At 38.7% G+C, this 24,093-nt stretch carries 22 protein-coding genes; 16 read left to right on the top strand and 6 right to left on the bottom strand.

Annotated features, from left to right (window positions below; translation table 11 throughout):
• Positions 1-63 precede the first annotated feature (63 nt).
• Both A4245_RS13990 and A4245_RS13985 read left to right on the top strand, forming a co-directional pair.
• Positions 64-1,578: an AbgT family transporter gene (locus A4245_RS13990; RefSeq protein ID WP_067729044.1), complete on the top strand. Its 1,515-nt coding sequence runs from the start codon at positions 64-66 to the stop codon at positions 1,576-1,578.
• A 96-nt stretch (positions 1,579-1,674) separates the two neighbouring features.
• Positions 1,675-1,914, top strand: a complete 240-nt coding sequence (locus A4245_RS13985; RefSeq protein ID WP_067728969.1) for an indolepyruvate ferredoxin oxidoreductase subunit alpha — start codon at positions 1,675-1,677, stop codon at positions 1,912-1,914.
• A gap of 233 nt (positions 1,915-2,147) precedes the next feature.
• Here A4245_RS13985 and A4245_RS13980 read toward each other — a convergent pair whose 3' ends face one another.
• Positions 2,148-2,522 carry a hypothetical protein gene (locus A4245_RS13980; protein WP_067728967.1) on the bottom strand — a complete coding sequence of 125 codons (375 nt, stop codon included), beginning with the start codon at positions 2,520-2,522 and terminating at the stop codon, positions 2,148-2,150.
• A 75-nt stretch (positions 2,523-2,597) separates the two neighbouring features.
• The gene (locus A4245_RS20400; RefSeq protein ID WP_199860691.1) at positions 2,598-2,738 is read right to left on the bottom strand and encodes a hypothetical protein; all 141 of its coding nucleotides are present in this window, start codon (positions 2,736-2,738) and stop codon (positions 2,598-2,600) included.
• 232 nt (positions 2,739-2,970) lie between these two features.
• On the opposite strand from A4245_RS20400, the gene A4245_RS13975 reads away from it, so the two are divergent.
• The 14 genes from A4245_RS13975 to A4245_RS13910 all read left to right on the top strand — a co-directional run bounded on the left by A4245_RS13975 (position 2,971) and on the right by A4245_RS13910 (position 14,806).
• Positions 2,971-4,395, top strand: coding sequence for an ATPase domain-containing protein (locus A4245_RS13975; RefSeq protein WP_067728965.1), 1,425 nt, complete (start codon positions 2,971-2,973; stop codon positions 4,393-4,395).
• A 16-nt stretch (positions 4,396-4,411) separates the two neighbouring features.
• A complete protein-coding gene (locus tag A4245_RS13970; RefSeq protein WP_067728963.1) occupies positions 4,412-4,669 on the top strand; it encodes a hypothetical protein in 258 nt (85 codons plus the stop codon).
• On the top strand, positions 4,666-6,780 hold the full coding sequence (locus tag A4245_RS13965) for a LuxR C-terminal-related transcriptional regulator (protein WP_067728961.1): 2,115 nt from the start codon (positions 4,666-4,668) through the stop codon (positions 6,778-6,780). The genes A4245_RS13970 and A4245_RS13965 overlap by 4 nt, the downstream gene beginning before the upstream one ends.
• Positions 6,781-6,919: 139 nt before the next feature.
• On the top strand, positions 6,920-7,354 hold the full coding sequence (locus A4245_RS13960) for a DUF192 domain-containing protein (RefSeq protein ID WP_234402421.1): 435 nt from the start codon (positions 6,920-6,922) through the stop codon (positions 7,352-7,354).
• Positions 7,355-7,400: 46 nt separating this feature from the next.
• Positions 7,401-7,583: a Flp family type IVb pilin gene (locus A4245_RS13955; protein ID WP_067728959.1), complete on the top strand. Its 183-nt coding sequence runs from the start codon at positions 7,401-7,403 to the stop codon at positions 7,581-7,583.
• A gap of 110 nt (positions 7,584-7,693) precedes the next feature.
• Positions 7,694-7,885, top strand: coding sequence for a Flp family type IVb pilin (locus A4245_RS13950; RefSeq protein ID WP_067728957.1), 192 nt, complete (start codon positions 7,694-7,696; stop codon positions 7,883-7,885).
• Positions 7,886-7,961: 76 nt separating this feature from the next.
• The gene (locus A4245_RS13945; RefSeq protein ID WP_067728955.1) at positions 7,962-8,468 is read left to right on the top strand and encodes an A24 family peptidase; all 507 of its coding nucleotides are present in this window, start codon (positions 7,962-7,964) and stop codon (positions 8,466-8,468) included.
• Positions 8,465-8,839: a TadE/TadG family type IV pilus assembly protein gene (locus tag A4245_RS13940; RefSeq protein ID WP_067728953.1), complete on the top strand. Its 375-nt coding sequence runs from the start codon at positions 8,465-8,467 to the stop codon at positions 8,837-8,839. The genes A4245_RS13945 and A4245_RS13940 overlap by 4 nt, the downstream gene beginning before the upstream one ends.
• 9 nt (positions 8,840-8,848) lie before the next feature.
• The gene (locus A4245_RS13935; protein WP_067728950.1) at positions 8,849-9,769 is read left to right on the top strand and encodes a pilus assembly protein TadG-related protein; all 921 of its coding nucleotides are present in this window, start codon (positions 8,849-8,851) and stop codon (positions 9,767-9,769) included.
• A gap of 9 nt (positions 9,770-9,778) precedes the next feature.
• Positions 9,779-10,717, top strand: a complete 939-nt coding sequence (gene cpaB / locus A4245_RS13930) for a Flp pilus assembly protein CpaB (RefSeq protein ID WP_067728948.1) — start codon at positions 9,779-9,781, stop codon at positions 10,715-10,717.
• A gap of 18 nt (positions 10,718-10,735) precedes the next feature.
• Positions 10,736-11,539 (top strand): CpaE/TadZ family protein, encoded by an 804-nt coding sequence (locus tag A4245_RS13925; protein ID WP_067728946.1) that lies wholly within the window; start codon positions 10,736-10,738, stop codon positions 11,537-11,539.
• Between the two features lie 3 nt (positions 11,540-11,542).
• On the top strand, positions 11,543-12,958 hold the full coding sequence (locus tag A4245_RS13920; RefSeq protein WP_084268811.1) for a TadA family conjugal transfer-associated ATPase: 1,416 nt from the start codon (positions 11,543-11,545) through the stop codon (positions 12,956-12,958).
• The gene (locus A4245_RS13915) at positions 12,955-13,890 is read left to right on the top strand and encodes a type II secretion system F family protein (RefSeq protein ID WP_067728944.1); all 936 of its coding nucleotides are present in this window, start codon (positions 12,955-12,957) and stop codon (positions 13,888-13,890) included. The genes A4245_RS13920 and A4245_RS13915 overlap by 4 nt, the downstream gene beginning before the upstream one ends.
• Positions 13,891-13,894: 4 nt before the next feature.
• On the top strand, positions 13,895-14,806 hold the full coding sequence (locus tag A4245_RS13910; RefSeq protein WP_084268810.1) for a type II secretion system F family protein: 912 nt from the start codon (positions 13,895-13,897) through the stop codon (positions 14,804-14,806).
• Between the two features lie 64 nt (positions 14,807-14,870).
• Here the strand turns inward: A4245_RS13910 and A4245_RS13905 are convergent, their stop codons facing one another.
• The 4 genes from A4245_RS13905 to A4245_RS13890 all read right to left on the bottom strand — a co-directional run bounded on the left by A4245_RS13905 (position 14,871) and on the right by A4245_RS13890 (position 23,544).
• Complete coding sequence (locus tag A4245_RS13905; RefSeq protein WP_067728940.1) at positions 14,871-15,719, bottom strand: CheR family methyltransferase; 849 nt, start codon at positions 15,717-15,719, stop codon at positions 14,871-14,873.
• A complete protein-coding gene (locus A4245_RS13900) occupies positions 15,716-18,976 on the bottom strand; it encodes a response regulator (protein WP_067728938.1) in 3,261 nt (1,086 codons plus the stop codon). The genes A4245_RS13905 and A4245_RS13900 overlap by 4 nt, the downstream gene beginning before the upstream one ends.
• Before the next feature lie 41 nt (positions 18,977-19,017).
• Positions 19,018-21,510, bottom strand: coding sequence for an EAL domain-containing protein (locus tag A4245_RS13895; protein WP_067728936.1), 2,493 nt, complete (start codon positions 21,508-21,510; stop codon positions 19,018-19,020).
• A gap of 117 nt (positions 21,511-21,627) precedes the next feature.
• Complete coding sequence (locus A4245_RS13890; protein ID WP_067728934.1) at positions 21,628-23,544, bottom strand: EAL domain-containing protein; 1,917 nt, start codon at positions 23,542-23,544, stop codon at positions 21,628-21,630.
• Positions 23,545-24,093 lie beyond the last annotated feature (549 nt).

The raw sequence follows: 24,093 nt of genomic DNA, 5'->3' as shown, positions 1-24,093 counted from the left end.
TGGTGGCAACCAAGTTTTTTTAACAGATCATTAAACTATTGGAAAAAGAAAGGGATGAAAAAAATGGCAGCTAAAGAAAAAAAGAATGGAATGACCCGATTTTTAAATGGAATTGAAACAGTAGGGAATAAACTTCCGGATCCATTTATATTATTTATATTATTGGCGGGACTCGTAATTGTTGCTTCATGGGTCATCTCTTTATTTGATGTTACTTTCACATTACCGGGAGAAGCAGAAGAACTTGCAATCAAGAGTTTAATTTCCGCAGAAGGCCTGCAATACATTCTGACATCGATGCTTGATAATTTTGTTGGTTTCACACCGTTGGGAGTAATACTTGCTTTGATGCTTGGAATCGGACTTGCTGATAAAGTGGGACTCCTGGAAACCGGGATTAAGAGTACAATATTAAAGGCTCCCAAATCTCTTGTAACATATGCTGTCGTATTTACTGGTATTTTGGGAAACATTGCTTCAGATGCTGCGTTTGTAATTGTACCGCCACTTGCAGCCATGGTTTTCTATAATATTGGTCGTCATCCTTTGGCAGGTCTGGCTGCTGGATTTGGCGGTGTTGGTGCCGGATTTACCGCAAACTTCATGATTACCGGTACAGATGCATTGCTTTCAGGTGTATCTACCGAAGTAATACAAACAGTCAACGAAGAGCTTTTTGTTACTCCGGTTGATAACTGGTATTTTATGCTTGCCTGTGTTGTTCTATTAACCATCGTTGGAGGGTTGGTAACGGAAAAAATTGTCGAGCCTAGACTTGGCAAATATGAAGGCGCCATTGGGGAAATTGTAAAAGAAACAACTTCATTGGAGATGAGAGGGTTACGTAATGCTGTAATAGCCAGTCTGACATATATTGCAGTACTGGTTGCAGCGATTCTAATTCCTAATTCCCCACTGACAAATGAAGAAGGGGGAATTGTTCCGTCACCATTCTTATCCGGAATTGTTCCGCTAATTCTATTTCTCTTTATTATTGCAGGTGTTGCCTATGGGGTAACAATAAAGAAAATTACTAGTTCCAAAGATGTTGCTTCCTATATGGGAGAAGCGATGAAGGACTTGTCCGGATTTATCGTACTCGTATTTGCAGCTTCTCAGTTCATTGCCTATTTTGGCTGGACCAATATGGGAGCATGGATTGCCATCAGTGGAGCAAATATCCTTGAATCCATAGGGTTGACAGGCATCCTTGTCATTATCGGTTTTGTGATATTTACGGCAATCTTAAATCTGTTTATTTTTAGTGGATCAGCTCAATGGGCACTGGAAGCACCAATATTTATCCCGATGTTTTACTATTTGGGTTACAGTCCTGCATTTGTTCAGGCTGCCTATCGTATCGCGGATTCATCTACCAACGTTATCACACCGATGAACCCGTATCTGATTATTGTTCTTGGTGTTGTAAAGCAGTATGATAAGAAGGCTGGTATTGGTACATTAATCGCCTTAATGCTTCCATACACCATTTTCTTCCTGATTTCTTTTACCATTATGTTATTGGTGTTTTACTTCCTTGGAATTCCATTTGGACCTGGAGTAAGTGTGCATGTGTAAAAACTAAGAAATGGGAGTCAAATGGTTTACTTCACGAAGCGAAAGCATTATCATTTAGTTGAATGATGTTTTAGCTTATAAGGGGGTAACGTATAGATGGCTTTTGTAATATTGGATCCTTGCCGTGGTGAAAAAGCTGGAGAATGTGTCAGCGTCTGCCCGGTTGATTGTATAGAAGAAGGTCCGGACCAGTTTTACATAGATCCCGATATTTGTATCGACTGTGGGGCATGTAAAGCGGTTTGTCCTGTGTCCGCAATAGAGGAAGAATATGACCTGGCTCCTTCCCAGGAGAAATACTTGGAGGAAGCAGAGGAATTCTTTGCGAATAGATAGCGTAAATAAGGCTACCTTAATTAAATTAAGGTAGCCTTATTTTTATTCGATGGTAGAACACAATCTAATATTAGAAAATTATTCAGGAATTGATAATTTAGAGGTAATTAATCCCCTGCTATTATCAACCGATTTTTCTGCGGTACTATAAAAGGACATCCGTTTTTATGGGAAAACGATGAAGTTAGTTTCGATGAGCTATGGAAGAATGAGAAGGTTTAGTTTCACGTAGTTTAAAAATCATATAGCTTTTTTACAATTCCAATCTCCCGTTCATTTTTTGTAGATTTATCCCAAATGAGATCTTGATCAGCTTTAAGTCTGCTTAATTGTTCCATGACCTCCTGATGCCGGGTTTCATTTTCTGCTTTCATAGAAGCTTGTCCATCTTTAATGGAGCTGATTTCATCCTTCAAAGAAGTTTGCCCATCTTTAATGGAGCTGATTTCATCTTTCATAGAAGTTTGCCCATCTTTGATAGAGTTAATTTCATTTTTCATAGAAGTCTGTTCTTCCATGACATTTCCGACAGTATTAATAAGCTGTGCCATCATGTCTTCGAGCTTGTCGAACCGTTTTATCAGCTGATTAAATTCCGCTTGACTCATTATTTCATCTCCTTTTATTTATAATATATCCCATTTCAACAGTTTAGGATATACAAAAATTGGAGTGTTTTGTCGTTAATTTTCTTCCTTTATTTCTTCCGCTAATTTACTGGCAATCCAACGTTTAGCAATCGTTTCATCAACTTCATAAACTTTTCCTGCCCGAAGCAATTCTCCGTGATATGCAGTTTGCACGTTCATTTTTACTTTAATCATTTTTGAACTCCTTTTTATAGCTTATTTTCCAATTAATTATAGCATACATGATAAAAGTTGTTTGTATGGATTCGTAGATAAGCAGTTAAAGTCCTTTAAATAAGGGTATAGAAATAAATAGGAATGGTAGGGGATATGTATTTGTATATTCCTGGTATAAGATATGGAATATCATCCTTATTCCTTTACTAGTACATAATAATATGCTGGAAAATAAATAAGGGGGATCGTAATGCTGTCAGCTACAGGAATAAACGGTTTAGACACTATTTTAGGAGGCGGCCTTCCTGCAGGATCAGCAATAATTGTTGAAGGAGCGCCCGGCACAGGCAAAACGACATTAGGTGTTCAATTTCTTTACAATGGGATCAAGCAATATAATGAGAATGGGATATTTATAACCTTTGAGGAATTTCCTGAACAAATATATGCAGATATGCAGAGATTCGGATGGGATTTACAGGAGCTGGAGCGAAAAAACCAGTTACGGGTTATCTCACTTTCGCCAGATACATTAATTCAGCAAATGCTGCTGACAAACGGCTTATTCGAGCAAATGGTAAATGAAGTTGATTGCAGGCGTATCGTAATTGATAGCATAAGTCTTTTAAAGTTTCTAAACCAGAATAGTGAGGTCAAAGGCAGAGAAATATTATATACGCTACGTAATATTTTACGAAAATTCAATCTCACTTCACTGCTTATCCAAGAGCAATCCGACCTTAATGTGGAGCATGTACCATTTGAGCATTTTATTTTTGATGGGCTTATTCGCTTATCTTTAAAAGAGCATTTGCAGTTATTTCGTCAACGAACATTGGAAGTTTTAAAAATGAGAGGAAGCAGCATTCTTGAAGGGGAGCATATTTATCGTATTACCGAAGAAGGGATCTATGTCGTGCTTGCTAGCAGAACAGTTTCTGACATACAGGATTCGCAATCAGATTTGCGCTTGAAAACAGGTATTGCTTCACTTGACAATATTTTAGGTGGTGGTTTGGATAAAGGGAATATTTATATGCTTGATACGAACAGTAAAGCAAATTACCGAAATATCATCACGTCCATTCTCGCTGAGCGAATAAAAGCAGGGGATCAATTACTGACGATTCTTTCAAGCATACAATCTATCGAGGAACTGGCAGCACTTCTGAGACTTCATCAAGTAGACTTGGATAAAGTGATAGAAGAAAGGAAAATGTTCTTTATTGAACATTATAATCGTCCGATCTCAGAAAGCTGGAGGAATGCGGTCTTTCATGTGAAAGGTTTGGATAATGAAAAATATAATCATTTCCTGAAATACGAGTTATATCCAAAGATAAATTCAGATATGAAAAAAGATAGCAGCTGGTTTATCTATTATGATTTGAATGCGATTATTAATGAACGAGGAACAGATTATGTTTTAAGACATTTCGCAACAGAAACAGCAAGTGCAAGGTCAAAAGGGATGACCGTGCTGGTGCTGTGTAATTTTAAGGAAGTAGGAATCAATGTAGCATCATTTCTGGAACGCTCCTGCAATGGCGTTTTAAAAACGTGGGTGGATGGATCGTATCAATATTTGCAGATAACGAAAGCATCCAATGGGGATATATCAAAGCCTTACTTATTGGAAAACATGCAGGAATTCCCTTATATACGTTTAATATAGAAGGAGGTAAGAACATATGGTCAGTAAAGAACTGGTACCGTTGCAAATGGAATGCACATTGCTGTTTCAATCCAATCCATACATGATTGAAACGGCTGAAGGGATAAGCAAGAAGCTGGGAAGAAAAGTGGATGACATTCTTCCGATTATCGATCAGTTAGAGAATCAAGGGATTCTGCAGATGCTTGGCGATGAATTTTCCCCACTGTACCGCTATAAGGAGCCGAAGATCATTCAGGATATCGACTTTTCAGAAGAAGTGGATAGCATATGAATGTGAATCGGGAGCTTTTGGAGGAAATCCAATCCGTATATGCAGCGAAGTATGGCTTCACGATATGGCTAACAGACGAAAACGGAGAAATCGTTCTACCGCCTTCTGGTAACAATGAATTATGTAATGTAATCCTAAACAAGGAACAGGAGAATATACTTACAAAAATAAAGCAGGGTGCACAAAAAGCGTGGCCAATCCATACACCTTTCTTTTATGATATTCTTCCGGGAGTTTATGTATTGACAATTTCCATTCCACTGGAGAATGCAGATAAATATAATATATTCGCAGGTTTCATGATTGAGGATGGAACAGAGGAACTCATAATAGAACAGTTGAAGACTGCATATCAAGATGATATAAACTGGGAAGCGATATTAGCTGAGACACCTCTCATTACCCCCTCAGGAAAAAAGGTATGGAAAGATTGGATGAAAAAAGTCGGCATGCTCGTTTCCCAATTGCTTTCGGAAAAGACCGACAGTTCTCTTTCCGCCTTACAAAATGAACTGTTTCATCAGGGCGTGCAGGAAAGGGATCGAAATATCACCCATTTATTACATGATTTTTTCCAGCATAAACAGGTATTTGAATTTCTCGGTCTGGCAGAAGAACAGGAAAATTCCTATGTGGTAACCGAAGTGATTGGGGATGGAATAGACGCTTTTCAGGGGGCTCAATTCTCTCCAGGGGAAGGTTTTTTAGGAAGGGTGCTGTTAACGGGTGAATTTGATTTCTGGGAGAATATTGATAAGGATCCAAGATCGATCTTTTTTAAAAGGCATCAATTCAAGCCCAAATCACTTCTTTGCTACCCGATGAAGCAGCATGATGGTTCAACGAAATTATTGTTTGGCGGAAATATCAATAAGGACGGTTTTTCAAGTAGTGAATTGGAATTAGTGAAGACATTGGCGATTATGCTGGAAGCTCATTCGGTCATCCATCATCTGCAAAGTGAGAACGACAATCAGCTCCGACGGTTATCATCACTGATTGAAATATCTAAACTGATGGTGGCAGCTCCAGATCTAAAAAGAATCGTTTATATCTTAGTGGATATTGGTCTTAATTTAGTTGAAGGCACTTTTTCTTGCCTTATTTTAAAAGATATCCAAAATGATAAAGTGAAGCTGATATCCCGAGGGAAGGCTCCAGACAGTATTGGAGAGTATGCAAAAGACGTGGCAAAACGCTTTTTTGACGGAAATTCTCGTGAACCGCAAACGCCAACGGTCCAAGTAACGGAAGATGGAGATCGTGTGGTTGAATGTCCGCTGTTTAACAGGGGACAGGCAGTTGGAATACTCTGTGTTGGCTTGTCCAATCAATCGGAAGCGCAGCTCCAGGAACATATCAACTATTTAGAGACGCTTTCAATTATGGGCGGAGCTTCACTGCAGCTGGCCGGCAAAGAAGAAGAGCAATATGAGGAGAATCAAGTTAACATGCTTTCTCGGGCAATCGCACAATTCGACAAAGAAGCGTATGCCGAAGCGGAAAATACCGCGAATCTTGCTGGCAAGTATGCTATGAATCTCGGCTTGGATGCAGCGGTAATAAAGGAAATCATTTATGCATGTCAATTATCATGCTATACGCCGGAATTCATCCGGGAAACCTTTCCAGAAAAAAGGATCGATTTGATTGTCAAAGAAGGCAAAGCATTAGTGGAAGGCAGTCCATTACTTTGGGAAGAGGCAAGTGTCGGAGGACAGGTATTTGCATTGGCAATGATGTATAGTCGGAGTGATTCGATTGAGGCAATACCTAAGGAGATTATTGGTAATGAAACCGTTCAAGCGTTTATATCATTCGTTATGGATAGTCGGGTTATTGAAGAAGAAATCGATTTGGATGGAATTTCAACAGAACGGAAGATTGATTCTGTGACAAGTACAATCAAGGAAATGGATCTGTCCCCGAGGGAGCAAGAGGTGCTTGATCTTGTCATTCAGGGGCTCAATAACAAGGAAATTGCCCAGGAGCTATACATTAGCGGGCATACGGTAAAAAACCATGTGACGAAGATTTTTCAAAAGCTTGATGTGCCTGACCGTGCCCATGCTATTTCCAAAGTATATCAGTTAAAATATCACTCTAGTTAAACCTCTCAGGAATGAGGGGTTTTTCTTATACTCTCATTTTCAGTTGTTCCTATCAAACGATTACTAAACGGTAGGAATAGGAATGCATTCCTATTAAAAACTGCCAATGAATAACAGGAACGGTGGGGGATATTTTTTATTGCTCCAGCAATGCATAATAGGGATTGTAAGTTGGTCAACAAGTTACACCAAATTCAAAAATGAGCAGGAGGTGCTGAAAATCAAACTGGTAAATATAGATACAGATGAAGCGATTGCTGAACGTGTAAAAGGAGCCTATACATTCTGGTCTCGGTTTAAAGGATTGATGCTCACGGAGAGCATGCCGGAAAACGAAGCCCTTCATATATCTCCTTGTACAGCGATTCATACGTTTTTTATGAAATACAGTATTGATATTATCTATCTTAATAAAGAAAAAGAGATCGTGGGGATCGAGGAATACCTGGAGCCGGGAAAAATAGGTAAGAAATTTATGAACGTAAAATCAGTCATTGAGCTTCCAGCCGGTACGATTCGAAACACCTCTACCGTAGTTGGACAAAAGGTAGACTTAGCTGACCAGGTTTTATAACAAAGTCAAATTAAAAAATAATATATATTAAAAGGAGAGATTTTGAATGTTAAACAAAATCAAAGGATTATTTATAGAAGAAAAAGGCCAAGGGATGACTGAGTATGGGTTGATTTTAGGATTGATAGCTGTGGCAATTATTGGAGTATTGGGATTTTTAGGCGGCGATCTCAAAGCACTATTTGAAAATTTACGTACTGAATTACCTGGTGCTGGAACAGTAAATTAACAACCAGCTACTTAAATTTAACATGGATAAAGCTACTAATCTTTTAACAAGACTTAATATTTATTAGTTAATAGACTACCGTTTAAATCAATTTAAAAGGAGAGATTTTAATGTTAAACAAAATCAAAGGATTATTTATAGAAGAAAAAGGTCAAGGAATGACTGAGTACGGGTTGATTTTGGGATTGATAGCTGTAGCGATTATTGGAGTATTAGGATTTTTAGGCGGCGATCTCAAAGGATTATTTGAGAATTTACGCAAAGAATTACCTGGTGCCAATACAACTGAACCTACAGTGTAACAGTTAAAGAAGTTAGGACCCTATTTAATAGGGTCCTTTTACAAAATATCAAACAACGAATGAAAGGATGGACCAGATGATTAATATCTTCCTTATTATAATATTACTAATTTGCTTAATTACGGATATTAAAAATAGAATGATCTACAACAAAGTGATTTATCCCGCATTATTAATTACGTTTATCTACCAGTTTACAACAGGCGGCTTGGAAGCACTTAGCCATTCTTTCATTGGTTTTTTGATAGGTTTTGGATTATTGCTTATTCCTTATTTTATGGGCGGTATGGGAGCAGGAGATGTGAAGCTGCTTGCGTTGATTGGTGCGATGAAGGGTGGAGCATTTGTCTTCCAGTCATTTTTATATATAGCAATTATAGGTGGCCTGATGGCCGTTTTAATCATTTTATTCCGCGGTAACATGTTTAAATCTCTTGCTTACTATTTTTCAAGCCTCAAAGGTGGAAATAAGGTTCAAGGAGTCATAACAAAAGGGGCATTGACTGCAACCTATCCATACGGTGTAGCCATTGTTGGAGGAGCATTTCTCGGATTGTTCTTACAAGGCGGGAGCTTCCTATGATCAGGAAGCAAGACGGTCAATCATTGGTAGAATTCGCTTTGATTCTACCAATTTTATTAATGTTATTGGTACTAATATTCGATTTTGGAAGGATACTGTATACACATTTGCACCTTGAAATGGTTGCTCAGGAATCGGTCAGAATTGGTGGTTTGGGTCAAAGTGATGAGGAAATCCGGATTTATGCGATGAATCAGTTTCATGGAGAGGAATCGAAGCTGCAAGTAACGATAACTCCTGAGGATAGTACACGTAAGGCCGGCGACTATATAACTGTCACATTAAGTTATCCAGAGGAATTTATGAACGTACTTGGAGAGGCTGCCATTCCATATACCTTACGAACAGATTCTACCATCCGGGTTGAATGAGGTGAACAGATGAATTCTTTTTATAAAAAATTAAAGAAAAACGAAGATGGAAATGCTATTATTCTTATCGCACTTGCAATGGGGGCGATCATTTCCATGGTCGGTCTTGTGATTGATGGCGGCAATATATATGTATCAAAAAGCCACCTTCAGAAAACGGCAAATGCAGCAGCATTGTCAGGTGCACAGGAAATTGTAAATTCAGAAGCTAATGTAAATGAAGTAGTTAGTAAAATACTGGAATCACATGATGAAACGGACAGTCTGTCACAGGTGAATATTGAAACAGACAGTCAACTGCATGTAGAACTTGCAAAAGATGTGCCGCTTTTCTTTGCCACTTTATTTGGCATCGACACTGTACCAATCAAGGCAGATGCAAAGGCGGGCCTAAATCCGATGGGAGAAGCGAAAGGTGCTGTCCCCCTTGGCATCGATGAATCTGTAAATCTTGTATTTGGACAAATCTATGAATTGAAGGTGGATGATGGTGATTCCGTGATCGGGAACTTCGGTGTTCTTGCATTGGATGGACCAGGAGCAAAAACCTATGGGGAAACGCTGATTAATGGTTTCGATGAACCTTTAAAAGTTGGAGACATTGTAAATACACAAACAGGGAATATAGCTGGCCCAACAAGGGACGGAATAAACTACCGAATTTCCAACTGCCCATATCCAGATGGTGACTATGAGGGCAGAGATTGTACAAGAGTGATGCTCGTTGTTGTCTATAAGCCACATGAGAAGACTACAAATCAAATGAAAAGTGTCGAAATTACAGGGTTTGCTTACTTTTATATAAACCAGCCAATGAGTAATAATGATGACTCAGTTAAAGGTATATTTATAAAACGCACTGGAACAGGAATTACAGGTGAAAACAGTCCTTCAGACCGTGGTGCATATGCAATTAAATTAGTAGAGTAGGTGTTTTAGATGAAACCAAAAAAGGTACTCCTTCTGGCCATCCTATCAGGGGTCATAACAACATTCTTATTTTTTATGTTTATCAATAATCAGGCGACGGAAACGAGCGCAACGGGTCCAGAGATAGAAATGGCGGAAGTTGTTATAGCCGCTGCAGATATACCAAAGGATCAGCAGATTTTACAGGAACAGATTACGGTAAAAGAAATACCGCTGGAACAAATACACCCGGAAATGGTGAAAGATATCAACAACGTACTTCATCAGTACACAATAACTGATATCAAACAGGGTGAAATTCTGATGAATCATCGGATGCAGAAAAAAGAAGAAGAAGCAGAAGTGATATCCCGCAAGATTAATGAGGGGTACAGAGCGGTTTCTACTGAAGTAACTTATGTGACAGGTATTTCAAACCTTATTCAGCCAGAGGACTTCGTGGATGTCGTTTTGACCTCTGGTGAAAATCTGGAAACGGAAATGATCCTGGAAAAAGTCCATGTGCTTGCTGTTGGTGAGCGGATGACCGAGAAAAAAGCTGAAGGTGCGGAACCAGTTTTGTATCAATCTGTCACTCTGGAATTGAACCAGGAGGATACGGTAAAGCTGATTAACGCAAGAGCTCATGGTGAACTGCATCTGGCTCTCTACAGCAAATCGGATTTAAATGAAGGAATAGAAGAAGCAGAAGAAATAGAAGAAATAGAAACGGAAGAAAAAGCTTCGCCAACGAATGGTAAAGTTGTGACGCTTCCAGTTGAATCCGTTATCCGAAAGTCTCCGAGCCTTAAGGCTGACCCAATAGAAATTGTGAAGGAAGAAACGACACTTTCTCTTTTGGGTAACCAGGAAACGGATGAGGATGGCCGTATCTGGCTAGAGATAGAGACAACGGATGAACAAAAAGGCTGGATCAGCAGCCGAATTATAAAAGGCGAACAGGAGTAGAAATACGGAGGGATTAGTATGACAGAGACACATGACATCAAACGAATTTTAGTTTGCAGTGCTGTAGGTGGAGTTGGCAGAACAACGATAACAGTCAATCTTGCAGCACTTTTGGCAAAGGAAAATTTAAACGTTCGTGTCCTTGATGCAGACCTTCAATTTGGAGATATTGCCATGGCGTTTGATCTTCACCCAACGCGTACTCTGAAAGATGCGGCGGAACGTAAGGATATAGAGAATATTCTTTTCTATACAATGAATCATGAATCAGGTGTGAACGTATTACCAGCTCCGGACCGACCGGAGTATGCCGAATTGATTACTACGGATTTTCTTATTTCGATCAGTGAAAAACTGCAGGAAGAAACGCAATTTTTATTAATAGAAACACAAGCAGGGTTAAATGATTTAAATATCCAACTGATGGAAACAGCAGATTTAATTTTAGTAGTCAGCACACCAGGAATGGCGGCACTAAAAAATTCCAAGCTGATGATTGAAACCCTTGAGTTACTGGGGTTGAAAGATAAAACCCATATATTAATCAATAAATTCACAGCACAAACGATGATTAGCCAAAAAGAAATACCAGAACTGACAAGCATGGAAAAAGCGATCTATTTGCCTTTTACAGATAAGCAAATCGATCATTCACTGGACGTGGGACAGCCTTTTGTAACAACCCATCCGAAAGCAGCATTCTCCAAGGAACTAAAAAAAGCTGCTTCCCAATTCCTTAATTTAAATAAAAAGACAAAACCAAAAGACAAAACAGGTTTTTTTCAAAGCTTACGATTAAAGGAAACAGGCCAAGGAGGATAAGGAATGAGTTTACTAGCCAGAATTCAGTCAAAAAGTCAGGAAAACATGAAGGAACAAACAACTGACAGTACTCCAAAAGAGGAAATAAGTCAAAAAGAAGAAATCATATCGGCAGAGGTTTCTTCTCCTGTAACCGAGCTATTCTACCCACAAGAACCTTCCGAGGACTTTACAGAATTAAAAAATCTCATATTCAAGTATATCGTAAAAGAACGTAATGATGAGGAAGTAGGAGAAATCGTTGCCGATCTCGATTCCATCATTACTGAAATTCTAAACGACAATGAAGGCATCAAGGATGTCAAGGATTGGAAAATTCTTAAAGAAGAAATTAAAAACGATCTTACAGGTTATGGACCTATCAATCCACTGCTACTGGATGATGATGTGTCAGAGGTAATGGTCAATGGACCGAAGCAGGTATATGCGGAGCGTAACGGGAAACTTTCCCTTACAGCTATACAGTTTCGTGACAATGATCATGTAATGGCAGTACTGGAAAAAATTGTAGCTCCGCTTGGCAGAAGAATCGATGAGAGCAGTCCAATGGTGGATGCCCGGTTAATGGATGGATCACGGGTGAATGCAATCATACCTCCACTGGCATTAAATGGACCGACAATTACCATCCGGAAATTTTCCAAAGATCCTTTCACCATCCATGACTTGGTCCGTTTCGGTACGCTGACAGAAGAGATGGCCGATTTCATTAAAGCAAGTGTGGAAGCGAAATTGAATATTTTTGTAAGTGGGGGAACGGGTTCTGGTAAAACGACCACATTGAATGTGCTTTCCTCATTTATTTCCAATAAAGACCGAATCGTGACGATTGAGGATGCAGCTGAACTTCAGCTCGGACAGGAGCACGTCGTTTCGCTCGAAACAAGACCTCCCAATATCGAAGGAAAAGGATCGATTTCGATTCGTGATCTCGTGAGAAACTCGCTTCGTATGCGACCAGACCGGATTGTAATAGGGGAGGTTCGTGGCGGAGAAGCATTGGACATGCTGCAGGCAATGAATACCGGACACGATGGATCACTTGCAACCGGACACTCGAACAGCCCAAGAGATATGGTAGCCCGACTTGAAACGATGGTCCTGATGGCTGGGATGGAATTGCCTGTAAAAGCAATCCGTGAACAGATTGCAGGGGCATTGGACTTGATTATCCAGCAGTCAAGACTGAAGGATGGCACTCGTCGGATAACGAATATTACGGAAGTGCAAGGACTTGAAGGAGATATTATCGTGCTCCAGGACATCTTCAAATTCAAGCAATCCGGTCTTGATCACAATGGAAAAATCATCGGCAAGCTTGTACCAACAGGAATCCGGCCGAAATTTTATGAGCGAATGGAAAACGAAGGGATTCATCTTCCTTCCTCGATCTTTACGGAAAAGGTGGAAATAGTATGATGTACGTTATATTGATCACCATGTTTGCAACGATTTTCACTTTTCTTATTGCCGTTAGTCAGATGAGGCATTCACAAAAGGAACATAACGAGGAAGTAACAAAGAAAAAAACACCCATTAAACAAGTGCTCAAGGAAATGAATAATAAATTATCCCAGCTTTTAATGAAAAATAAAAAGCAGAGCAAGAAGAAAAAGAATCTCGAACAAAAGCTGAGTGTTGCGGCAATTCCTGTCAAACCAGAAGAATTCATTGCCTTTCAGTGGCTGGCAGCAGTATTCACTGGCGGACTCTTCCATTTATTAACAGGCAATTTACTTTTCGCATTACTAGGTATTATTATAGGTTTTAAAACTCTTCCTGTATGGCTGAAATCAAAAGAAATAAAGCGGATAAAGAAATTTAATATGGGATTGCCAGGGATGGTTACTTCGATGATCGGTTCCTTACGAGCAGGGTTCAGCTTGCCGCAATCATTGACGATGGTCGCAGAGGAATCTTATTCACCGATAAAGGAAGAAGTCGAGCTTGTTTTAAAAAAGATGCGATATGGCACTTCCCTTGAGGATGCACTGGTGGAATGGAAGGAAAGAATACCGAGTGAAGATTTGGAGCTGATGGTAGAGGCTATCATCATCCAAAGGCAAGTTGGCGGTAACTTGGCTTTCCTATTGAATAAGATTGTTGACACCATCCGGGAACGAACTAAAATTCAAAATCAGATTAAGACACTTACTGCACAAGGACGTCTATCCGGCGTGATTATTAGTCTGTTGCCGGTTGGACTTGGATTTATTATTTATTTAATGAACCCGGGTTATATTGGAACACTTTTTACGGATCCAATTGGAATAGGTATGCTGATTGCCGGGGTCATAGGCGGCATTATCGGCTTTGTGATGATACGAAAAATTACGACAATCGAGGTGTGATTTGATGGCTTTATATGTTAGTTTTTTTATGTTTATCAGCTTGTTGACTTACGGTGTAGTCGGAATACGGGCTGAAAGAAAAGGGCATATCCAAAAGAGAATTCAGGCTTATTTCATTAATAATAAACCATCGAATCATCCAGATATGGAAGAAGAGCTTTCTTTCCACCAGCGGATTGTTAAGCCTTTCTGGATTTCGTTTAAACGAAAATATACAAAAAGATTGGGAAAAGAAAAAGCATCCAAGCTTGAGCATTTGCTTTTGCAGGCCGGTCAGCCATTTGGCCTGAGTCCGGTGGGATTTAAAATGGTGCAGACAGTATTACTCGTCGGTGTGCCTTTACTTGGTTTGGCGATTGGACTTCTCGCCGGCCTACAGACAACATATATCCTACTGATTTTATTACTTGGCATAGGTACAGCAATACTATTACCGAAGCAATTCTTAAAAAAGAAAATTCAGAAAAGAAGCCAACTTGCAGGGAAAGAGTTGCCGGATATTCTTGATTTGTTAACAATAAGTTTGGAGGCAGGACTAGGATTTGATGCGGCGTTAAGTCAGGTTGTTTCCAAGAAAAATGGAGAAGTGATCAAGGAATTTAAGGCTGCGCTTGAGGAAATGCGTCTTGGAAAAACAAGAAAAGAAGCATTGAATGCTATAAATGAACGACTCGTCTCAGAAGAATTAAGAACATTGATTTATAATATTGTGCAAGCAGAAAAGCTTGGTATTGGCATGGTCTCTGTTTTACGCGTCCAGACAGAAGATATAAGAGAATATAGAAGGCAAAAGGCAGAGGAAGCTGCAATGAAAGCTCCTATAAAAATGATGTTTCCATTGGTATTATTCATCTTTCCTACGTTATTCATCATCCTGTTGGGACCTGCGATGCTTCAGCTGATAGGTTCATTTTAAATTTGGAAGCTACCTAATTAAAAGAGTGACGTGTGTCAGAACAGAACGTCACTCTTTTAGTTGCCTATTTTAACTTTTGATACAGCTTTTGCTTTCTGCTTAGTTCTTTATAACAGGCAGATTTCTCTGTGAACGATATTGTCTCTTTATCCCCGAGACCAAGAATCCCGAACCTGCCCAAGCTCTCATAAAAGAGATCGTGCACTTTTTGCTGTAGCGGTTTATTGAAGTAGATCAAAACATTTCTGCATAAAATGACATGAAACTCATTAAATGAACGGTCTGTAACAAGATTGTGCTGGGCAAAGACTACATTCTTAGTGAGAAAAGGATGGAACTTCACACCGTGATTTGTTACGGTATAATATTCGGAAAAGGCTTTTTTGCCCCCGCTCTGCAAGTAATTACTCGTATATTTTTTCATGTTTTCCAATGGAAACTGTCCATTTTTGGCAATTTTTAACACATTGGCATTGATATCTGTCGCGTATATTTTAGTTTTGTCATATAGTCCTTCTTCATGAAGTAATATTGCCATTGAATAAACTTCCTCGCCTGTTGAGCAACCTGCATGCCAGATTCGGATAGAAGGGTACGTACGCAATAATGGTACGACCTCTTCCCGGAATTGCAGGAAGAACAGGGGGTCCCGAAACATTTCCGTTACATTAATTGAAAAATCCTCCAGCAGTCTTTGAAAACATTCCGGATCATGCAATACTTTATCCAAAAGTTTGAGTACCGTTGCAGATTTTTCGGCATGCACACGGTGCCATATTCTCCTTTTAATGGAACTGTAGGCATATTCTCTATAGTCGTATCCATACCACTCATAAATTCCCTTTAAAAACAATTCAATTTCCACTTCTTCTAAACTCTTTCGTGCAGAATTTGGAGCTGTTTCCCTTGTCATGCCAAAACAATTCCTTCCTGCTGAAACAACCAAACCTTGATTAACGAGATAAGCTGATCAGTATCGACCGGTTTGACAATATAATCGGATGCACCAGCTTCCAGACAGTTCAAACGATCCTCATTCATTGCCTTTGCGGTTAGTACGATAATAGGCAAGTTGATAAAAGCAGGAATTTCCCGGATTCGGCGCATCGCTTCATATCCATCCATTTCAGGCATCATGATATCCATTAAAACTAAATCAATATCTGGATTGCTTTGTAATGCTTCAAGACCTTCTCTTCCATTTTCAGCAAAGGTAATATCCATTCCGTAATGTTCAAGTGCACTTGTCAATGCAAATACATTGCGAATATCATCATCTACAAGAAGTACCTTCTTCCCATCAAGGGCTATTGAATCCTGGATCGCTTCTTCACTCGGCTGTTCCGGAACATCGTCATCGTCCGCTTCAATGTTTAAGTGAAGCTCAAGCTCTTCTTTTAACCGATGTGGGGATTGTTCATCTTTAATAATGATGGTATGGGCATGCTGGTTTAAGTGATATTCTTCTTTCGTCGTCAAATCACGGCCAGTATAGACAAAAACCTTCAAGTTTTCATATGCCTGATTCTCCATAATTTCATCCAATAAGTCAAAACCGGTTGTATCGGATAAACCTAAGTCTAAGATCATAAAATCAAATGGATTGCCTTTCAGTTCTTCCAATGCCTCTTTTCCAGTCGACACAGCTTTTATGATAACATCCATTTCACCGACCAGTTCCATCAGGCTGTTCCGCTGATTCAAATCGTCATCGACAAGCAACAGTCTTTTAATATGGCCGTTTATCTCCTTGCTGGCAGTATAAACAGGTTCATTCATTGTAATTATTGGTGAATCACTTCTTTTATCTGAGCTCTCAACTGCCACTGCTGTTTCTGTCACAGATGCTGTAACGTCAGTTAACGTATCTTTTTCATAATCACTGATAGAGAATGAGAAAGTACTTCCTATTTCTTCTTCACTTTCTACAGTGATAGTTCCGCCGAGGAGAGCAGCAATTTCTTTACTGATTGACAAACCAAGACCTGTACCGCCAAATTTGCGGCTCGTTGTCCCATCAGCTTGCTGGAAGGCGTCGAAAATGACCTTCTTGTCCTCCCTCGATATGCCAATCCCTGTATCAGTTACTGAGAATATGACCCCAGGTTTTTTGCCGGATCGGTGATGCGTTTCAATCTCAAGCGTAACTTTTCCCTCTTTTGTAAATTTAAAGGCGTTTGCCAATAGATTCTTCAATACTTGTTGAATTTTTAATTCATCACTGTAAATAAACTCAGGCATATTATCTTCCATGGAAATGTTGAATTGCAGATTTTTGTCATTAGCAACAGGTCTGAAATTAGCCTCTACAAACTCAGTCAACGCTGCTAAGGGTACTTCGCTTGGGTATACATCCATTTTTCCAGATTCTATTTTGGACAGATCCAAAATATCGTTTATAAGCGTTAATAAATCTTTTCCGGAAGAATTAATTGTTTTTGCATATTTGACTTGTTTTTCGGATAAGTTTTTATTCTTGTTATCATATAATAGGTTTGACAGTATGAGCATGCTGTTTAAAGGAGTTCGAAGTTCATGAGACATGTTTGCCAGGAATTCAGATTTATATTTTGAACTGATGGCCAGTTCTTTAGCCTTCTCTTCAAGGTTAGCACGAGCGATTTCCAATTCATTGTTCTTCTGTACAAACATCTTATTCTGCTCTGCCAGACTTTTAGCCTTTTCTTCCAGCTCTGTATTTGTTTGCTCCAGTTCTTCCTGCTGAATCTGAAGTTTTTCCTCTGACCGCTGGAGGGTATTTGTTTGTTGCTCCAATTCTTCATTCGTTGCTTTTAATTCGTCTTGCTGTGATTGTAATTCCTCTGACTGTGCTTGGATTTCTTCCATTAATACCTGCGTTTCTTCCAGCAGTTTGGCCTGTCTAATTCTTCCCATCACACTTTCAAGAAGAATGCCCAGATCACTTATAAGTTCTTCCATTAAAACTCGTTGATTATCATTAAAAGATTGGAATGAAGAAATTTCTACAACGCCTTTGACATCTCCCTCAAACAGGATTGGCAGCACGTACAGATTTAAGGGGGGAGCTTCTCCCAGGCCGGATTTTACGGTTATATAATCGGCGGGAACCTTCGATAAGATGATTGGTGATTTCTCCAGTACTGCCTGTCCGATTAGACCTTCGCCCGCACGAAAATGGGTTGTCATATGTTTTCGCTCTTTAAACGCATAGGAAGCGCGAAGTTTAAAAATAGAGTCCTGATTGTCATCCTCTTCTTCCTTAACATAAAAAACAGCATGGTTGCCTTCAACGAGTGGAAGCAGGTTGGATAAGAATGTTTCAGAGAGCGTTTCTATCGTTTTTGCACCACTTAAGTTTGTCGTAATATCTGCAATATGTGTTTTTGTCCACAGCAGATCCTGTTCTCTGTTTCTTTGTTCTTTTAAGGATTCGGACATTTGATTAAAAGATTTGGCGACTTCATCTATTTCATCATTGGAGATAACTTCTACTTTCGTGTCTAAATCTTTATGCCCATTTGCAATATTGCTCATGGCATGCGAAACTTTGCTCAATCTTGATGTGAGTGACCATATACTTCTATACATAAGTATCATGATAAAAATAACAACGGTCGTTAACACAATTGATTCAACAGTAATATTTCTTGAAAAATCTTCTCTGGCCGTATCCAAGGATGTGAACATATCTGACTCAAACGTATCAGTCAGCAGGGAAATGGAGTCAAAGAAATCTTGTTGGATTTCGAGAGAATTCTCGTTCATTAATACGAGGGCGTCCTCCCGGTTTCCTTCATTAATGGACTCGATAAGCTGTTCTTTATAGGTATTGAATTCCAGATTGGTATCTGATAGATCTTCAATGATAGCTTGTTGCTCTTGCGTATAAGCAGTCGATCCCAGCAGTTGAATATTTGCTGATATTTGTTCATCATATCTTTCTATTTTTTCCATTTCACTTTGAATCGTGTTTTCATCAGTAAATAGAATAATGTTTCGTAAACTGATCGCTTCATCTTTTATATCTCGATGAATTGCTTCGGAAACGACGGAAAGATCGTAATTGTTTTGCAAGGCATCATTAATTTCATTGAAATTAGTAATTTGGTATCTTCCAATAGCGATCAGAATAATTAGAAGAACGGGCAATGTGCTAAGTACAAGTAACAATTTTGTTCTAATTTTCAACAGATTTCTTCCTCCCAGATGGGTAAGTCATTATTTAAAGCCTACCTGACTATATTTTCTCCTTCATTAATACAAATCTGATAGACCATTGCCATCGCTTGCGCTCGATCATTAACATGCAGCTTCTGAAAAATCCGCGAGATGTGATTTTTTACTGTATGCTCACTAATGAATAGATTTTCCGATATTTCTTTATTGCTTAGCCCTGCCAATAACTGTTCGAAAACGTCTAATTCCCTGCTGGAAATCAGAAATTGTTCCCTAATCTGATCGAGAGCAGTCTTTATAATGGTTTGTTTTTTCGGTTCTTCCTTTACGGGCATTGCAACAATATTTGATGGGACAGATGATTCATTTAATGGATAGCTTCCCATTTCTATAATCTCCACAAATCTGCTGGCTTCAACAGGGGGACTGAATAAATAACCTTGAATTTCTTCACAATGGAGATTTCGTATGAAATTGAACTGTTCTTCTGTTTCAACTCCTTCGGCTATAACGGTTAGATTCAAGGCTTTAGCCAATGAAATAATCATCGTGACGATGGATTGTTCTTTTGCCGTCTTATTAAATACGCCATCAATAAACGATTTATCAATCTTTAGCGTATTGACAGGCAGCCTATTTAAATAGTGTAACGAAGAATAGCCTGTTCCAAAATCATCGATACTGATATGGACTCCCATGTCTCTTATTTTTCGTAAGGTAATAGCAGCAGTTTCTTCGTTTCTTAATAGTGCAGACTCAGTAATTTCGATTTCCAGATAGGAGGGATCTATTTCTTTTTCCTCTATGATTTGCTGCAGGCTCTCAACTAAATTATGCTGCAGAAATTGCTGGGCAGATAAATTAATGGCTATCCGGACTGGGGTTATTCGGTTTTCTTTCCAGTCAATAATTTGATTGCACACGGATTTGATCACCCAATTACCAATCTCAATAATTTGTCCGGTTTCTTCAGCCAAGGGAATAAATTCACCTGGTGAAACAATGCCCCAGTTTGGATGATTCCAACGAAGCAATGCTTCTGCACTGTTTACGGAGCCTGTTTCCGTATTTACACGGGGCTGATAGAAAATCTCAAACTCTTCCTGTTCGATAGCTTTCCGCAAATCATTCTGCAGGTTAAAGGAACGGTAAGATTGCATATTCATTCCGGAATGAAACACATTAAAATTGTTCTTTCCATTTTCTTTGGCCCGATATAATGCAGTAGCTGCATTTTTAATCAGTACAGAACTATCTTCCCCATCATACGGAAAAACGCTTAATCCTATACTGGTCGTAATATACAGTTCATAATGATTAATTGTTACCGGCTGTTGGATCGCTTCCATAATTTTCTCTGCAATTTCCAGTGAGCCTTCCCGATTGGTGTTAGGCAAAATTATATTAAATTCATCTCCACCAACCCTGGAGACTATATCCCCATTTCTGACGCTTGAGGTCAGTCGTTTTGAAATTTCCAGCAGGACCTGGTCACCTATCTGATGGCCCAGGGAATCATTTATGTATTTGAAACGATCCATGTCCAAAAACAGAACACTCAATGGGGTATTTAATTCTCTTGCCTGTGATAAGTGCTTGGTTAATTGCAAATGAAACGATCTTCTATTGTGCAATTCTGTTAAACTGTCATGGTATGCCATATGCTCAATTAATCCTTCATTTTCCTTTTGCTCCGTAATATCACGGATCGTACATGCCAGAAGAAAAGTACCCTGGACAGATTTTATGCCAATTTGAATATTTGCCATGAACGTCGTACCGTTTTTCCTTGTGACATAAATTTCTTTCGGATTCTCGAAACCGGAGATTGTATCAAAATGTTTGACTGACAATAAAATATTTTCCATATATTCTCTTGACTCTTCGTGCGTGAATAAAGTCAATATATTCTTTTCTTTCAGCTCCAGATTACTATAGGAAAACATTTTATTTACGGATGGATTTGTTTTGATAATTGATCCATACTTATCCAATATAAACATGGAATCGAGAGAGGTCTCATTGATTACATTGGCCAAAGCTTCCGACACACGAAGTTTGGAGGTGGTTTCGGAAAGTTCTATGTTAGCCCTTTTCAGCTCATCTGTTTTTTCAAGCAGTGTATTAGCCTGTTCAATAAGCTGTTGTTCCATCTTATGAATTCCGACAAAACCTTCCACTTTTGCTTTTAGAATCATAGGGTCTACTGGTTTTAATATATAATCCATTGCTCCCAATGAATAACCCATAAAAACATGTTCAGACTCCATGTTGTTAGCAGTGATGAACAAGATTGGTATATTTTTGGTTTTTTCGCGGGTTTTAATGATTTTGGCAGTACTGAACCCGTCTATGCCAGGCATCTGGACATCCAGCAATATTAATGCAACATTATTTTTTAATAGATATTTAAGTGCTTCCTCGCCAGACGAAGATTTGACTATATTGTATTCATCTTTTTCGATGGTAGCTTCGATAGCTAATAGATTTTCCGGTCGGTCATCTACCAGGAGTATATTTATTTTTTTCTCTTTGCTCATGCTCATAATGGATTCCTCTCTCCCAAAAGATATAATTTCGACATATTTCTAGATTATCATATCCAATGGGAAAAAGGGACTATATTTTTGTTGAATTCAACTTTATACAGGTTAAACAAAACACTACATATTTTTCAGATAGGCAAATCTATCACTTTTAATTATATTAGAATTCGGAACAAAGGGAGTTTTACGTAATTGAATTAAGAACTGATTTAAAAGCTTTATTAAATGTTCTCTATCTTTTTCTTCGATAGAAAAGTTAAGTCCATATGCAAAAACCCCATTTAATTCTTCCTTCCAGACAATTTTTCCATCTAGGCAAATATTATGATTCATAATTTTTGTATTAAATTGGTAGACATTGTCAGGTCTTACAGGTAAGTGCATCTTTGACAGAAACTTTAGACCGCCTGGACCAATATCTTCAATTAATACTTCTGTATTTTTGAAATCCATTTTTCTTCCTTTCAAAGATGTCATTGTCATTTGCGCGCGGGAAGGGAATTTCAAAGGAATTCTAAAATGCTTTCTTCTTCCTTTAGTTTCTGTTTTTTCATCAGTTGCTGCAATTTCCAGAATAGGTTTTTTTAAAAGGGATCGGTACGTATCAGCAGGCACTGGTTTACTGAATAAATAACCTTGGATTTCCTGGCACTCCTGCTGTCTTAAGAATTTTAACTGTTCCGTGGTTTCCACGCCTTCTGCAACCAGGTTCATATTTAATCCCTTCGTCATAAAAATAAGCGTTTTAATAATTACATCGGTACTTTCAGATTTGTTGATATTTCTTGTGAAGGACCGGTCGATTTTTACCGTATCGATTGGGAACTTATTAATATAAGAAAGTGACGAAAAACCTGTTCCAAAATCATCCAACGCAATCTTGAAGCCTAGTTCTTTAAGAAATTGCAGGGATGATTCTGCTGTTTTTTCATATTTGATCATGGTTGTTTCCGTTATTTCCAACTCAATTAAAGCAGGGTCTGTATTTGTTTCTAGTAGGATGGATGTAAATATATCTTTCCAATCGTCTTTCAGGAACCTTTGTGCAGTGATATTAATTGAAATTGGAACGACAGAAATGTTTTCCTTTTTCCACTGTTTTAAATGCAGACAAGCCTGTTTCAGAACCCAATCCGTAATTTCATTAATAAAACCAGTTTCTTCGGCGAATGGAATAAACCGATTTGGTTGTATCAGACCGTGAATTGGGTGCTCCCAGCGGATGAGAGCTTCTGCACTGATTATTTTTCCGGACGCTGTTTCAACTCTAGGCTGATAGTGAAGCGCTAATTCATTATGTTTAATGGAATTTCTTAAATCACCCTCGAGCGAATACAGATGAAGTGAACTTGCATTAATTGAAGGTGAATAAAGTATATAAGCGTTCTTTCCATCTTCTTTAGCTGTATAAAGTGCAATGGCAGCATTCTTCGTCAATTCTTCGGCAGTATTTCCATGTGTTGGAAAACAGCTAATCCCTATACTTACAGTAATGAACAGCTGCTGACCATCAACAACAAATGGTTCATCAAATGATGCTTTTATTGCCTTGGCAATGGTAATAGGGTATTTCGTATCTTCATTATGACCCTTAAGTATAATGCCGAACTCATCTCCATCGATTCTTGCCAGGAAGGATGTGGAGTTCAGGAATGTATTTATTCTTTGGCTGATTTGTCTTAATAATAGGTTGCCGACCTTGTCTCCGAGTGAATTATTGATAACTCTGAACCGGTCCAAATCCATAAATAGAATTGAGAAACCATTTCCAGAATCCTCATCTTCTTCAATCAGGGAAGCAAGTTTTTCATTAAAGAATGACCTATTTGGAAGATCCGTTAAATAATCATAATGTGTTAAATGGTTAATCTTATTTAAATATTCCTTTTGTTGTCTTGCCGGAGATGTAAATTTCCGGATATTTCTATCTCTTAAATGGCTTCTTTTTTCATTACTATGTTCCATATTGGATGTTTCATATGGCGGAAATGTTTTAGCCGGCACCTTTTCCCTTTGAAAAAACGCCTTTTTCATTTTACATACCTCCCATTGGTTTTTTTGGAATTGTCTAATACTTATTTTGAGGCAGCAGGCTTGAAAAGTGTATCACCAGTGGTTCTCATTTCTTCTGATTCTTATTAGTGAATCATTCATAGGAAGAAATTCCTAGTTAGCGTGTATGGGAGATTTGCGGCTGTTTCCGATAGTGGTGGAATAGAAAAGGGGGAGGAGGGTATTGTAACAGCTTGGAATCATTTCTGATCAAAAAAGAGTGAGATAATAATTTCCCACCTCTGTAACGTGTTCGGTATTAGACTCATCAAAAGGAGAATGTTAAATAAGCTTTCTGGGGGGGAGATATACTGCTTGATCTTGGATAAACTGTTAGCTAACTGGGTATAACTGGACACCAATTCTTTTCGGTTATTTACCGCTTTTTATTGTTGCATAAAATGCGACGTAACTACTATTAGTGTTAGAACGTTGGCACGAATAATGGAAGCGAGATACCTCGGCGACCGCTCGGGGAAATACACTGCGCTTTTGGTGTGACCCCCAATAGTTGGAGTTTTATTAAGCAAC

The organism is Oceanobacillus damuensis, from assembly GCF_001618145.1.
Classification (GTDB): domain Bacteria; phylum Bacillota; class Bacilli; order Bacillales; family Amphibacillaceae; genus Oceanobacillus; species Oceanobacillus damuensis.
The sequence above is the reverse complement of the archived record's forward strand: the minus strand, read 5'-3'. Positions and strand labels throughout refer to the sequence as shown.

What these genes read in the sequence shown, in the direction of transcription:
- A4245_RS13990 (WP_067729044.1), top strand. Translation starts at nt 64, where the DNA reads ATGGCAGCTAAAGAAAAAAAGAATGGAATGACCCGATTTTTAAATGGA.
- A4245_RS13985 (WP_067728969.1), top strand. Translation starts at nt 1,675, where the DNA reads ATGGCTTTTGTAATATTGGATCCTTGCCGTGGTGAAAAAGCTGGAGAA.
- A4245_RS13980 (WP_067728967.1), bottom strand. Translation starts at nt 2,522, where the DNA reads ATGAGTCAAGCGGAATTTAATCAGCTGATAAAACGGTTCGACAAGCTC.
- A4245_RS20400 (WP_199860691.1), bottom strand. Translation starts at nt 2,738, where the DNA reads ATGATTAAAGTAAAAATGAACGTGCAAACTGCATATCACGGAGAATTG.
- A4245_RS13975 (WP_067728965.1), top strand. Translation starts at nt 2,971, where the DNA reads ATGCTGTCAGCTACAGGAATAAACGGTTTAGACACTATTTTAGGAGGC.
- A4245_RS13970 (WP_067728963.1), top strand. Translation starts at nt 4,412, where the DNA reads ATGGTCAGTAAAGAACTGGTACCGTTGCAAATGGAATGCACATTGCTG.
- A4245_RS13965 (WP_067728961.1), top strand. Translation starts at nt 4,666, where the DNA reads ATGAATGTGAATCGGGAGCTTTTGGAGGAAATCCAATCCGTATATGCA.
- A4245_RS13955 (WP_067728959.1), top strand. Translation starts at nt 7,401, where the DNA reads ATGTTAAACAAAATCAAAGGATTATTTATAGAAGAAAAAGGCCAAGGG.
- A4245_RS13950 (WP_067728957.1), top strand. Translation starts at nt 7,694, where the DNA reads ATGTTAAACAAAATCAAAGGATTATTTATAGAAGAAAAAGGTCAAGGA.
- A4245_RS13945 (WP_067728955.1), top strand. Translation starts at nt 7,962, where the DNA reads ATGATTAATATCTTCCTTATTATAATATTACTAATTTGCTTAATTACG.
- A4245_RS13940 (WP_067728953.1), top strand. Translation starts at nt 8,465, where the DNA reads ATGATCAGGAAGCAAGACGGTCAATCATTGGTAGAATTCGCTTTGATT.
- A4245_RS13935 (WP_067728950.1), top strand. Translation starts at nt 8,849, where the DNA reads ATGAATTCTTTTTATAAAAAATTAAAGAAAAACGAAGATGGAAATGCT.
- cpaB (WP_067728948.1), top strand. Translation starts at nt 9,779, where the DNA reads ATGAAACCAAAAAAGGTACTCCTTCTGGCCATCCTATCAGGGGTCATA.
- A4245_RS13925 (WP_067728946.1), top strand. Translation starts at nt 10,736, where the DNA reads ATGACAGAGACACATGACATCAAACGAATTTTAGTTTGCAGTGCTGTA.
- A4245_RS13920 (WP_084268811.1), top strand. Translation starts at nt 11,543, where the DNA reads ATGAGTTTACTAGCCAGAATTCAGTCAAAAAGTCAGGAAAACATGAAG.
- A4245_RS13915 (WP_067728944.1), top strand. Translation starts at nt 12,955, where the DNA reads ATGATGTACGTTATATTGATCACCATGTTTGCAACGATTTTCACTTTT.
- A4245_RS13910 (WP_084268810.1), top strand. Translation starts at nt 13,895, where the DNA reads ATGGCTTTATATGTTAGTTTTTTTATGTTTATCAGCTTGTTGACTTAC.
- A4245_RS13905 (WP_067728940.1), bottom strand. Translation starts at nt 15,719, where the DNA reads ATGACAAGGGAAACAGCTCCAAATTCTGCACGAAAGAGTTTAGAAGAA.
- A4245_RS13895 (WP_067728936.1), bottom strand. Translation starts at nt 21,510, where the DNA reads ATGAGCATGAGCAAAGAGAAAAAAATAAATATACTCCTGGTAGATGAC.
- A4245_RS13890 (WP_067728934.1), bottom strand. Translation starts at nt 23,544, where the DNA reads ATGAAAAAGGCGTTTTTTCAAAGGGAAAAGGTGCCGGCTAAAACATTT.